Here is a 12,386-nt window from a genome sequence, read left to right on the forward strand (position 1 = left end):
ATACGCCCATGACTGGCACCACCATCCGCGCCATCACGCCGCATGTGCTGATGGCGGAGCTGTCGGAACCCTTCGCCTATTCCCAGGCCTGGTACCGCAGGCGAGGCGCCATGCTGGTCGAGATCACCACCGAAGACGGCATCACCGGCTGGGGCGAGGCGTTCGGGCCGCCGGAACTGACCGCGCCCATCGTCGTCTGGCTGGCGCCGCTGGTGATCGGCCAGGACGCGATGGCGCGCGAGGCGATCTGGCAGGCGCTCTACAACCGCCTGCGCGACCACGGGCAGCGCGGCCTTGTCGTGGAGGCGATCAGCGCCATCGACATCGCGCTGTGGGACATCGCGGGCCAGGCGCTCGGCCTGCCCGTGCACCGGCTGCTCGGCGGCCCGCTGCGGTTGGAGATCGAGGCCTACGCCACCGGCTTCTATCGCCGCGAGCGCGGCGACCACCTGCAGTATCTCGTCGAGGAAGCCGAACAGCGCCGCGCCGAGGGCTTTCGGGCGCTGAAGCTCAAGACAGGCTGGGGGCTGAAGCAGGATATCGCGCTGACGCGGGAGTTCCGCGCCGCCATCGGGCCTGACTGCGGCCTGCTGGTGGATTGCAACCACGCCTACGATGCAACGGCGGCCATCACCTACGGCAACGCCGTCGCCGATTGCGACATCGGCTGGTTCGAGGAGCCCGTGCCGCCGGAGGACATCGCCGGCTACCTCGAGGTGAAGGCGCGCCAGCCGCTGCCCGTCGCGGGCGGCGAAGCCAGCTTCGCCCGCTGGGGGTTTGCGGAGATGATTGCGCGGCGCTCCGTGGACATACTGCAACCGGACGTCGCGGCCTGCGGCGGCATCTCGGAGCTGAAGAAGATCGCGGACATGGCGAGCGCCTTCGGGGTGCGCGTGAACCCGCATGTCTGGGGCACCGGCGTGACGCTCGCGGCCTCGCTGCATCTGCTGGCGGTGATCCCGGACAACCCGCCGGGGCTCTTCCCGCGCCCGCCGTTGCTGGAGCTGGACCGCTCGCCGCATCCGGTGCGCGACGAGGTCACGAGCATGCCGGCGATCTCGGCGGAAGGGCGCGTACGCGTGCCGGAGGCGCCGGGGCTGGGCGTACAGGTGGATCGGGATGCGCTCAGGCGGTTCGCGGTGTGACACCGGGCGTGGCTAACCCCCACCCCGACCCTCCCCCGCAAGCGGGAGAGGGAGCAGGTCGCCGCTATTCTCCCTCTCCCGCGCAGCGGGGGAGGGTCGGGGTGGGGGTCTGAGCGCCACCATGACGAAGAAGCTCCGCGCCGATGTCGCGCTCGTGGAACGCGGCTTGGCGGAATCCCGCACGCGCGCGCAGGCGCTGATCCTCGCTGGCCTGGTGTTCAGCGGGGAGCAGCGCGTGGCCAAGGCCGGCGATCTCATCAAGCCGGACCAGCCGCTGGAACTGCGCGGCCAGGACCATCCCTGGGTGTCGCGCGGCGGCCTCAAGCTCGACCATGCCCTCGCGCATTTCGGCCTCTCGCCGCAAGGGCGCATCTGCCTTGACGTCGGCGCCTCCACCGGCGGCTTCACCGATGTGCTCCTGCATCACGGTGCGGCGAAGGTGTTTGCCGTGGATGTCGGGCATGGGCAACTCGCCTGGAAGCTGCGCAACGACCCGCGCGTCGTCGTCATGGAACGCGTGAATGCCCGCTACCTGACGGCGGCGCAGATTCCCGATCCGATCGGCGCCATCGTCTGCGATGCCAGCTTCATCGGGTTGCGCACGGTGCTGCCCGCGCCGCTGGCGCTCGCCGCGCCCGGCGCCTGGGCGGTGGCGCTGATCAAGCCGCAATTCGAGGTCGGCCCGGCCATCGCCAAGGGCGGCGTGGTGCGCGACGCCGGCGTGCATGCGCGCGTCTGCTCCGAGATCCGCAACTGGTGGGGCGAGTTGCCGGGATGGCGCGTCCTTGGCATCGAGGCGAGCCCGATCCTCGGGCCGGAAGGCAACCGCGAGTTCCTCATCGCCGCCCGGCGCGGCTGAGGCTGCGCGGCGTCAGCCGCGCTCGGCAAAGGGCGCGCTGCGCGCCGCCGCATCGGCCAGCCTGCCACGCCCCACCGCGCCCAGCAGCGCAAGACCGTCCACTGTCGCGCTCAGCAGTGCGCCCTGGTGCAGGCGCTCGGCTTCCGGCGCATCGAGCCGTTCGGCGGCCCAGGCGGCGAAGTGGTCGGCGATGTCCGCCGCAATGGCGCGATACGGCGCCTCGCCCCGTCCGGAGCGCGCCGCGACTTCCAACCACAGTCGCATGCAGCCCTGCAGCGCGGGGCGCCGCAGCGCGGCCCAGACCTCCTCCAGCAGCGGTGCGAAGCGGCGCCGCGGCGTGGGCGGGACCGCCGCCTCCAGCAGCGTGGCGAGCCGCTCCGCGACATGCCCAAGCACCGCGCTCAGCACGTCGTCCTTGTCGGCGAAATAGTACAGCAGCATGCGGTCGCTGGTGCCGGCCGCCGCCGCCATGGCGCGCAGCCCGGCGCCGCCGAGCCCTTGGCGCAGCAGATGGTCTGCCAGGGGATCGAGCAGCGCCTGCCGGCGGTCTTCGCGGATGCCCATGCGTCTGCGTAGCACCTGCTACATTCCTGTAGCAGCCGCTACATCGTGCGCGCTAGCATCGGCGACGCAGCAGGAGAGCACAGCATGACAGCAGCGAGCCGGATCGCCGGCCTGACGCCGACGCAGTTCTGGACCTGCGTCGCGTCGGGGATCGTCTTCTGGTTCCTGGCGGCGCTGTTCTGCCGCTTCGCCGCGCCGGCGGGCTGGTTCGGCGGGCTGGGCAGCCTGCTGCTGTTCGTCGTCGCGCTGCCAGGCCTCTGGGCCGCGGTGGTGGTGACGCGCCGCATCGCAGGTCTCTCTGCGTCGCAACTCTTCCCGGGCGTCTCGGCCGCGACGATGGCGGCCACGCTGTGCGACGGCGTCGCCATCACCTGGGTGCCGTCGCTCTATGGCGGTGTGACGCCCGGCCTGGCGCCGGCGGCGGCCTGGATCCTCTGGGGCGCGGGCGCGGGCATGCTGATCGCGCTGCTCATGGGTCGACGCGAAGGCGGCTGACCCCCTTGCGTCGGGGCGCGTGCCGCGCGAAGCCGAGGGCGAAACGGCGGAGCCCCGATCCCATGGACCTGATGTTGCGCGGCCGCGTTGCGGCCATCACCGGCCCGGCCAAGGGGATGGGGGCAGCGATCACGCAGGCCTTTGCCGCCGAGGGCTGCCGCCTGGTACTGATCGGCCGCGACACGGCGGCCATCGCGCCGGTGGCGGAAGAAGCGGCCAGGGTGACAGAGGCGCTGGTTATCGGCACCGACATCACCTCCGACGCCGCCTGCTTCGCCGCGGCAGACCAGGCCAAGGCGCGCTTCGGCACGGTGGATATCCTCGTCAACGTCGCCGGCGGATCGGGGCCGATCGGCAAGACCGGCCTGACGACGACGCAGGCCGAGTACGACGAGATCATCGAGCTCAACATGCGCGGCTGCTTCAACACCATCCGCGCCTTCGCGCCCATGATGGTCGCGCAGCGCTGGGGCAAGATCGTGAATGTCGGCGGCACCTTCGGGATGCGCGGCCGCGCCGGGCGGCTGGCCTACAGCGCGAGCAAGTGGGGCCTGCGGGGAATCACGAAATCCTTCGCGCTGGAACTCGGGCCGCACAACATCAACGTCAACAACGTCGCGCCCGGCATGGTGGATGGCCCGCGCTTCCGCGAGAAGGTCTGCCGCGAGATGGCGCAGCGCCTGGGCATCACCGAGGAGGAGGCGGCGCGCCGCCACGCCGCCGACTATGCGCTGGGCCGCGTGACGAACGACGTGGACGTGGCGAATGCCTGCCTGTTCATGGCAAGCGACGTGTCGCGCCAGATCACTGGCGTGGACCTGCCGGTGGATGGCGGCTGGGCGGCGCTTTGACGCGGCGGCCCGCCGCGCGGCCTATCGCGCCGGTGCCGCGGCCCGGCGCAGCAATCCGCGGATCGCGAGGGTGAGTTCCAGCGCGGTGAAGGGCTTGTGCAGCACCGGGAACTCCCGCTGGATGATCTCCGCATCGCGCGTATAGCCGGTGACGAGCAGCACCGGCAGGGCGGGCCAGCGCTGCCGGATCGCCCGCGCGAGGTCCAGGCCGCCCATCCCACCGAGCATCACGACATCCGACACGACGACGTCGAACGCCATGCCCTCCGACAGCCAGCGGAGCGCCTTATCGGCTTCGGTCGTCGCCTTCGGGCTCTGGCCGGCCCCTTCCAGCATGCCGACGGTCAGCCGGCCCACCGCCGCGTCGTCATCCACCACCAGCACGCGCAGCCCCGCCGGCAGCAGCGGTGCGGATGCGCCCTGTTCGCCCGGCTCATCCTGCTCGCCGGCCTCGGGGCCTTCCGTGGCGGCGGGAAGCAGCAGGGTGAACTCCGTCCCCTCGTCCACCCTGCTGGCGATCGTCACGGCGCCGCCGGCCTGCTGCGCGAAGCCATGCACCTGGCTCAAGCCGAGGCCCGTGCCCTTGCCCACCGGCTTCGTGGTGAAGAAAGGCTCGAAGATGCGCTCCAGGATCTCTCCGGGGATGCCGATGCCGGTGTCGCGCACGCCGATGGCCACGAAGCGTCCGCTCAATCCCTGCGGCGTACCGTCCAGCACCCGATTCTCCGCGGCAATGCGCAGCGTGCCGCCTTCGGGCATCGCATCCCGCGCATTGACGGCGAGGTTCAGCAGCGCGACCTCGAACTGCGACACATCCACGCGCAGCGGCCAGCACTCCGGCGCCACGGCGACCTCCAGCGTGATGCCGGGGCGGATCACGCGGCTGATCAGCGCCACCGCATCCTCGATACCCTTGGCCGTCTCCAGGAACTCCGGGCGCAGGGGCGCCTGGCGCGAGAAGGCGAGCAGTTGGCGCGTGAGGTCGGCGCCCCGCGCCGCGGCGCTGCGCATCTCCTGCAGGATGCGGGCGAGCCGATCGCTGCCCGCCGGGAGCCTCTGCGCCAGGGTGATGCCGCTGGAGATCACCTGAAGGATGTTGTTGAAGTCATGCGCGACGCCGCCGGTGAGCTGGCCCAGCGCTTCCAGCTTCTGCGACTGGATCAGCTGTGCGCGGGTCTCCTCCAGCGCCAGCTTGGCATTGCGCTGCTCCGTGATGTCGCGCGTCACCTTGGCGAAGCCGATCAGCGCAGCCTGCTCGTCCCGGATCGCATCGATGATCACGCTGGCCCAGAAGCGCGTGCCATCCTTGCGCAGGCGCCAGCCTTCCGCCTCGAAGCGGCCGGTCGTGGCGGCCTGGGCGAGCGCACGGGCCGGCACCGCCGCCCTCCGATCCTCCTCGGTGTAGAAGCGGGAGAAGTGCTGGCCGAGGATCTCCCCGGTCTCGTAGCCCTTGATCCGCCGCGCGCCGGCATTCCAGCTCGTCACCGATCCGTCCGGCGCGAGCATGAAGATCGCGTAGTCGGTGACGCCCTGCACGAGCAGGCGGAACTGCCGCTCGCTCTCGAGCAGCGCCAGTTCCGTCGCGCGTCGCTGCGAGAGGTCCCGCGTGACCTTGGCGAAGCCGAGCAGCCGCCCCGAATCGTCACGCACGGCGTCGAGCACCGCGAGCGCCCAGAACCGCGAGCCGTCCTTGCGGCGCCGCCAGCCTTCGCTCTCGTGGCGGCCTTCGTCGCGGGCACGCTCCAACGCCCGCTGCGGCAGGCCGGCGCGGCAATCCTCGTCGGTGAAGAACATCGAGAAGTGGCGGCCGATCACATCCTGGTCGGCATAGCCCTTGATGCGCCGCGCCCCTGCGTTCCAGGACGCCACGCGACCCTCCGGGTCGAGCAGGAAAATGGCGTAGTCGACCACCGCCTCGACCAGCAGGCGATAGGTCCGGTCGTCCGGCCCGAGCGCCACCGTGTCGGCCATGCGAGCCCTCCGATCCGCGCGGGTCGTGCCGCTGGCCTGCCGCGCCGTCAGGCCGCGCCTGATCCGGGACGCGAACCTGACTGTCGGAGCAACACCTGTCTGCCTTCACTGGCGGTGACAAGTGTGCTCAGCCCGATATCGGGATGTTCACGCAACTTTGGTTGCTGCGCCGGTCACTCGGCCGGGCGCGGCAATCAGGCGGCGAGGCCCCGCTTGCGCAGCAGCGCATCCACCTGCGGCGGGCGGCCGCGGAACTGCGTGTAGAGTTCCATCGGCTCGCGTGTGTCGCCGGCCTCGTAGATTGCCTTGAGGCGCGCGGCGAGTTCCGGCTGGAACGGATCGCCCGCCTCCTCGAAGGCTTCGAAGCCGTCGGCGTCCAGCACCTCGGCCCAGAGATAGAAGTAGTAGCCCGCCGCATAGCCGCCGCCGGCGAAGAGATGGCCGAAATGCAGCGGGCGGTGGCGCAGCACGATGCCCTCCGGCATGCCGATCTCCGCGAGGAATTCCTGTTCGAAACCGTCGATGTCTAGCTGCTCGGGCGCGGCATGGCGGTGCAGGGCAAGGTCCATCAGCGCGGAGGAGACGTATTCCACCGTCGCGAAGCCCTGCCCCTCGTTCCGCGCCGCCAGCAGCTTCTCGATCATTGCATCCGGCAGGGTCTCGCCCGTCGCGTGATGGCGCGCATGCGTGCGCAGCGTCTCCGGCACCGACAGCCAGTGCTCCATCACCTGGGAGGGGAACTCCACGAAATCGCCCAGCACCGCCGTGCCGGATTGCGAGGGATAGCGCGCGGTGCTCATCAGCCCGTGCAGCGCATGGCCGAATTCGTGGAACAGCGTGCGCGCATCGTCGAAGGACAGCAGCGTCGGCGACGACTTCGCCAGGTTGTTGTTGTTGACGATGATCGGCGAGACCCGGTCGGCGAAGCGCTCGCCCACCCGGAAACTGCTCATCCAGGCGCCGGAGCGCTTGCCGACGCGGGCAAAATTGTCGAGCAGGAAGACGCCGCGATGCGCGCCGTCCGCGTCCAGCACCTCGAAGGCGCGGACATCGGGGTGATAGACGGGGATGTCCGCGCGCTCCGTGAAGCGCAGGCCGAACAGGCGGCCGGCGGTGGCGAAGATCGCGCGCAGCATCGCCTCCAGCTCGAAGAAGGGCTTCAGCGCGGCGCCGTCGAGATCGTGCTTGGCCAGCCGCGCGCGCTCCGCCCAGTAGCGCCAGTCCCAGGCCTCGATCGGCTCGTTCTGGCCTTCCGCGCGCGCCAGCGCTGCGAGTTCCGCGCGCTCCTCCGCCGCGCGCCGCTTCGCCGGTTCCCAGGCAGCGAGGAGCAACGCCTCCGCGGCCTCCGGGCGCTTGGCCATGGTGTCGGCCAGGCGGTATTCGGCATGGTCGGCATGGCCGAGCAGCCGTGCGCGCTCGGCACGCAACGCAAGAATCTCCCGCACCAGCGGTGCGTTGTCGCGCGCCGGGTCGAGCGCGCCGCGCGCCACCCAGGCACGCCACGCGCGCTCCCGCAGGTCGCGCCGCGCCGAATAGGTCAGGAAGGGCTCGACCGAGGAGCGGGCGAGGGTGATCACGTATCCTTCGGCGCCGCGCTCCTTCGCGGCCTGCGCCGCGGCTTCGCGCAGGAAGCCGGGCAGGCCATCGAGGTCGCCTTCGCCCAGCACCATCTGCCAGGCGTTCTCGTCGGCCAGCACGTTCTGACCGAAGGCGGTGTGCAGCACGGCGAGGCGCGCGGAGATCTCGGTCATGCGCGCGCGTGCCGCCGCGTCCAGCCCGGCGCCGCTGCGCAGGCGGTTCATGTGCAGCCGATCCAGCAGGCGAAGCTGGTCCGGTTCCAGGCCGAGCTCCCCGCGTCGCGCATGCAGCGCGGCGATGCGCGCGAACGTGCCGGCGTCCAGCGCGACCTCGGCGCGGTGGCGGGCGAGCCTCGGTGCCCAGTCGCGCTCCACCGCCTGCAGCGCGTCGGTGGCCTGGCTGGCGGCCAGGTTGAAGAAGGTGGCGGCCACGCGGGTGAGCAGGCCGCCGGCGCGCTCCAGCGCCTCCACCGTGTTGGCGAAGGACGCTGGTGCGGGGTCGTTGCCGAGCGCGGCGATCTCCGCGCGATGCGCGGCCAGCGCGGCTTCGAAGGCCGGCGGGAAGTGTTCGGCACGGATGCGGTCGAAGGGCGGCACGCCGAAGGGCGTGGTCCAGGTTTCGAGAAGCGGGTTCTGAGTCATGCGGGATATCTGGGCCGTGCCTCAGCGCGCGTCCAGCGCCCGCCGCAGGCGGTGCAGCAGCGCGGCCCTTCCACGGTCGTCGCCGGCCTTTTCCAGCGCCTCCTCGATCTGCAGGGTGAGGGCGGCGCGCTCATTGTGCCAATCCGGCAGACCCACACGCTCCGGCGCCAGGCGGCGCCCCCTGGACCCTGTCTTGTCGCGCTCCGGCGGCACGCCGGGGCGCAGCACGAAGGCCTCGTCCAGCACCGGTCGGATCAGCCCCGCCTCCGGCACCACGCCGGCGCCCCGCACGCGCTGCGCCAACCCGTCGATCGCCTCCTCCTCGCCATGCACCAGGAACACGCCGCCCGCGACGGGGCCGCGCGCCTGCAGCCAGCGCAGCAATTCCGGCCCATCGGCGTGGCCCGAATAGCCCTCGATCTTCGCGATGCGCGCGCCGACGCGGATCGGCTCGCCCTGGATGCGCACCCGGTCGGCACCCTCCTGCAGCAGCCGCCCTAGCGTGCCCTGCGCCTGGAAGCCGACCAGCGCGACGATGGTGCGGGCATCCCACAGCTTGGCCTTGAGATGCGCACGGATGCGCCCGGCTTCGCACATGCCGCTGCCGGCGAGGATCACCCGGAAGCCCTCCTGCCGCGCCAGCTCCGCGCTCTGCCGCCAATCCTCGACATGGTGGATGTGGTGGTCGGACAGCGCCGCGCGCATCGCGGCGCCATCCTCCAGCAGCGCGGCATGCTTGAGGAACACGCGGGTCGCGCGCTGCGCCAAAGGGCTGTCCAGGTGGATGTCGGCCGCCGGCACCTGCTTCGCCTGCATCAGCGTGACGAGGTCCAGCATGACCTCCTGCGCGCGCTCCACCGCGAAGACCGGGATCAGCAGCGCGCCGTTCTGGCGCGATGCGTCGTTGACCAGCTTCGCCAACTCCGTGCGGCGGGCGGCCGGGGCGATCGTCGGCCGGTTCTCGTCGCCATAGGTGCTCTCGAGGAAGACATGGTCCAACCCGTCGGCCGGGGCTTCCGGATCGCGCTGGATCGGGCCGAGGTCCGGGCCGATATCGCCGGAGACCAGCACGCGCATCGGCCCGTCCGGCGTGGCGAAGTCCAGCTCGATGGAGGCCGAGCCGAGCATGTGGCCGGCATTCCACCAGCGCGCGCGCAGGCCCGGCACGGGCTTTGCCCAGGCGCCGTACTCCACGTCGCGGAACAGCACCATGGTGCGCTCCGCATCCTCGGCGGTGTAGATCGGCTCGACCGGGTCGCGGCCGCGGCGGCGGTTGCGACGATTGAGCTGCGCCACCTCGCTTTCCTGGATGCCGCCGGCATCCGGCAGCATGACCGAACACAGGTCGCGGGTTGCCGGCGTGGCATGGATCGCGCCCCGGAAGCCCTGCCGCACCAGTTTAGGCAGCAGGCCGGAATGGTCGATATGCGCATGGGTCAGCAGCACTGCGTCAATGCCGGCGGGATCGAAGGGAAAGGGCTCGTAGTTCAGCGCCTTCAGGGTCTTCGGACCCTGGAACATGCCGCAATCGACCAGCACGCGGCTGCGCGGCGTCTCGAACAGCAGGGACAGGCCGGTGACCGTGCGCGCCGCGCCGCAGACCTTCAGCCGGATCGCCACGCCCACCTCCCACAATGCCGCGCGCCGGGCCAGCATAGGCCGGCAGCCACGGAGGAACCAGGATGGCCAGCCCGCCACGCAGCGGCCACAGGCCGAAGCAGGGGCCGAGCTACCGGCTCGCGCTGTTCGACCGCGATTTCCTGCTCAGCCCCACCATGCGCGGCGTGCGGCTGCAGGTGGAATCCACCAAGGCGGACGAGGCGCTGCGCGCCTGGGGCGTGCGCTCGACCATCGTGGTATTCGGCAGTGCGCGGGTGATGTCCGGCGGCGAGGCACGGCACGCCGTCTGGTACGAGCAGGCACGGCTGTTCGGGCGCATCGCCTCCGAACGCGGCGGCGCGTTGCATCCGATCGCGGGCCTCCGCGACAACGTGATCGCCACCGGCGGCGGGCCGGGGCTGATGGAGGCGGCAAATCGCGGCGCGCATGACGTCGGTGCGCCTTCCATCGGCTTCAACATCCGCCTGCCGCGGGAACAGTTGCCGAACCCCTACACCACGCCGGAGCTCACCTTCCAGTTCCACTACTTCGCCATCCGCAAGCTGCACCTGGCGATGCGCGCCCGCGCGCTGGTGATCTTCCCCGGTGGCTTCGGCACGCTGGACGAGTTGTTCGAGATCCTGACGCTGCGCCAGGCCGGCCGCATGGGGGCGGTGCCGATCGTGCTGGTGGACGAGGGCTACTGGCGCCGGCTGATCAACTGGGACGCGCTGATGGAGGATGGCATGATCGGCGCGGAGGACCTGTCGCTGATGCACTTCGCCGAGGATGCCGAGGCTGCCTGGCATCTGCTGCAGCAGGCCGGCGTTCCTCCGGGGGCATGAGGGAAAGCGACATGGCTGACCAGCGCGTGGCCCTGGTGACGGGCGGGGCCAAGGGCATCGGCCTCGGCGTTGCGCAGCGCCTGCTGCGCGACGGCTGGCGTGTGGTGGCGGCGGATCCGGAAAAGCCGCCTGCCGGCCTCGCCGTCCGCCATGTTGCGGCCGATGTGTCACAGGAAGCGGCGGTGCGCGCGCTGGTCGGCGGCATCGCGCAGCAGGAAGGGCGGCTGGACGCGCTCGTCTCCAATGCCGGCTTCATGATCCGCAAGCCGATCCGCGACCTGGCGCTGGCTGAGTGGAACGCGGTGCTCGGCACCAATCTCACCGCCACCTTCCTCTTGGTGCGGGAAGCCGAGGCGATGCTGCGCGCGGCGAAGGGCGCGGTGGTGACGGTGGCCTCGACCCGCGCACACCAGTCGGAGGCGAACACGGAGAGCTACAGCGCGTCCAAGGGCGGGCTGCTGGCGCTGACCCATGCGCTGGCAATCAGCCTGGGCCCGGATGTGCGCGTGAACTGCGTCAGCCCCGGCTGGATCGACACGAAGGGCGAGGCGCTGCGACCGGAGGACCACGCGCAGCACCCAGCCGGGCGCGTCGGCCGGCCGGAGGACATCGCGGCGCTGGTGGCCTGGCTCGTGGGGCCGGAGGCCGGCTTCGTCACCGGAGCGGAGTTCGTCATCGACGGCGGGATGACGCGGAAGATGATCTATGCGGAGTAGCGGGGGCGGGAGTCAGGTGCGCAGCGTGCGGATGATGCCGGAAAAATCCTTGCCGCCATTCCCCGCATCGACGAAGGCACGGTAGAGTTCCAGCGCCTTCGCGCCCATCGGCGTCTCCGCGCCGGTCTGCGCCGCGGCCTCCGCCGCCAGCCCGAGATCCTTCAGCATCAGCGCGGCGGAAAAGCCGGGCGCGTAGTCGCGGTTCGCCGGGCTCGCGGGCACCGGGCCGGGCACCGGGCAATAGGTTGTCACGCTCCAGGACTGGCCGGAGGATTTCGAGACCACGTCGAACAGCGCCTGGTGCGTCAGGCCAAGCTTCTCCGCCAGCACGAAGGCCTCGCAGGTCGCGATCATCGTCGCCGCCAGGATCATGTTGTTGCAGGCCTTGGCCGCCTGGCCCGCGCCGGCGCCGCCGCAATGGATCGCCGCACGGCCCATCTGCTTCAGGATCGGCTCCGCCGCGGCGAAGGCCGCATCGGGGCCGCCGACCATGAAGGTGAGCGTCGCATTCTCCGCCCCCATCACGCCGCCGGAAACCGGGGCGTCGAGGAATGCGCGTCCACATCCGGCCGCGACCTCCCGCGCCGTCGCGACATCGATCGTCGAGCAATCCACCAGCACCGCATCGGGCCGCGATGCCGCCGCCATGCCGCCGACGCCGAGCCACGCGTCGCGGACATGCTGCCCGGCGGGCAGCATGGTGACGACGAGGTCGGCGTCGCGCGCCGCGTCGGCCGCGCTCCCGGCCGCCAAGGCGCCCACGGCGACGCAGCGCGCCACGAGGTCCGGCACGATGTCGAAGACGGCGACCTGATGCCCCGCCTTCACCAGGTTCCGGGCCATAGGCCCACCCATGTTGCCAAGCCCGGCGAAGCCGATGCGCGCCATGGCGTCAGCGCCGCCGCGCGAGGACAGGCCGCGGCCGCGTCCAGGCGGATGGGCAGGGCAGTTGGGATGGACGGTCCGAACGCATCGCGGTCGCCTCTCGGATGGTGCGGCGATGCTGCGCGCCGCCGGGATCGCCTGTCCAGACCGGGCCGGTTTCTGCCCCGCCGATGACATGCTTGCGCCACGGCACCGCCAGCCCGGCATGCGGCGCTTGCAGGACGCGCGGAGGGCGCG

11 protein-coding genes are annotated in these 12,386 nt (G+C 71.3%); 6 read left to right on the forward strand and 5 right to left on the reverse strand.

Going from position 1 to position 12,386, the window contains the following annotated elements:
- Window positions 1-8: 8 nt before the first annotated feature.
- Window positions 9-1,145, forward strand: coding sequence for a mandelate racemase/muconate lactonizing enzyme family protein (locus tag E4T13_RS13080; protein WP_137178739.1), 1,137 nt, complete (start codon window positions 9-11; stop codon window positions 1,143-1,145).
- A 121-nt stretch (window positions 1,146-1,266) separates the two neighbouring features.
- The gene (locus E4T13_RS13085; RefSeq protein WP_137178740.1) at window positions 1,267-2,004 is read left to right on the forward strand and encodes a TlyA family RNA methyltransferase; all 738 of its coding nucleotides are present in this window, start codon (window positions 1,267-1,269) and stop codon (window positions 2,002-2,004) included.
- Between the two features lie 12 nt (window positions 2,005-2,016).
- On the opposite strand, the gene E4T13_RS13090 is transcribed toward E4T13_RS13085, so the two are convergent.
- Window positions 2,017-2,583 (reverse strand): TetR/AcrR family transcriptional regulator, encoded by a 567-nt coding sequence (locus tag E4T13_RS13090; protein ID WP_137178741.1) that lies wholly within the window; start codon window positions 2,581-2,583, stop codon window positions 2,017-2,019.
- A 69-nt stretch (window positions 2,584-2,652) separates the two neighbouring features.
- Between E4T13_RS13090 and E4T13_RS13095 the strand changes: the two genes are divergently transcribed.
- Complete coding sequence (locus tag E4T13_RS13095; RefSeq protein ID WP_137178742.1) at window positions 2,653-3,063, forward strand: hypothetical protein; 411 nt, start codon at window positions 2,653-2,655, stop codon at window positions 3,061-3,063.
- A gap of 62 nt (window positions 3,064-3,125) precedes the next feature.
- A complete protein-coding gene (locus E4T13_RS13100) occupies window positions 3,126-3,914 on the forward strand; it encodes an SDR family NAD(P)-dependent oxidoreductase (RefSeq protein ID WP_137178743.1) in 789 nt (262 codons plus the stop codon).
- A gap of 21 nt (window positions 3,915-3,935) precedes the next feature.
- Here the strand turns inward: E4T13_RS13100 and E4T13_RS13105 are convergent, their stop codons facing one another.
- The 3 genes from E4T13_RS13105 to E4T13_RS13115 form a co-directional block, all read right to left on the reverse strand.
- Entirely contained in the window at window positions 3,936-5,885 is a 1,950-nt protein-coding gene (locus tag E4T13_RS13105) for a PAS domain-containing sensor histidine kinase (RefSeq protein WP_137178744.1), read from the reverse strand.
- Window positions 5,886-6,079: 194 nt separating this feature from the next.
- Window positions 6,080-8,104, reverse strand: a complete 2,025-nt coding sequence (locus E4T13_RS13110) for a M3 family metallopeptidase (RefSeq protein ID WP_137178745.1) — start codon at window positions 8,102-8,104, stop codon at window positions 6,080-6,082.
- 21 nt (window positions 8,105-8,125) lie between these two features.
- Entirely contained in the window at window positions 8,126-9,724 is a 1,599-nt protein-coding gene (locus E4T13_RS13115; protein ID WP_137178746.1) for an MBL fold metallo-hydrolase RNA specificity domain-containing protein, read from the reverse strand.
- A gap of 62 nt (window positions 9,725-9,786) precedes the next feature.
- Between E4T13_RS13115 and E4T13_RS13120 the strand changes: the two genes are divergently transcribed.
- Together E4T13_RS13120 and E4T13_RS13125 are read left to right on the forward strand one after the other, a co-directional pair.
- Window positions 9,787-10,548, forward strand: coding sequence for a TIGR00730 family Rossman fold protein (locus E4T13_RS13120; RefSeq protein WP_137178747.1), 762 nt, complete (start codon window positions 9,787-9,789; stop codon window positions 10,546-10,548).
- A gap of 11 nt (window positions 10,549-10,559) precedes the next feature.
- On the forward strand, window positions 10,560-11,264 hold the full coding sequence (locus tag E4T13_RS13125) for an SDR family oxidoreductase (RefSeq protein WP_240791113.1): 705 nt from the start codon (window positions 10,560-10,562) through the stop codon (window positions 11,262-11,264).
- 12 nt (window positions 11,265-11,276) lie between these two features.
- On the opposite strand, the gene mmsB is transcribed toward E4T13_RS13125, so the two are convergent.
- A complete protein-coding gene (mmsB, locus tag E4T13_RS13130) occupies window positions 11,277-12,152 on the reverse strand; it encodes a 3-hydroxyisobutyrate dehydrogenase (RefSeq protein WP_137178749.1) in 876 nt (291 codons plus the stop codon).
- Between the last annotated feature and the right edge of the window lie 234 nt (window positions 12,153-12,386).

Origin of the sequence: Roseomonas sp. AR75, from assembly GCF_005222815.1 — a bacterium.
Classification (GTDB): domain Bacteria; phylum Pseudomonadota; class Alphaproteobacteria; order Acetobacterales; family Acetobacteraceae; genus Falsiroseomonas.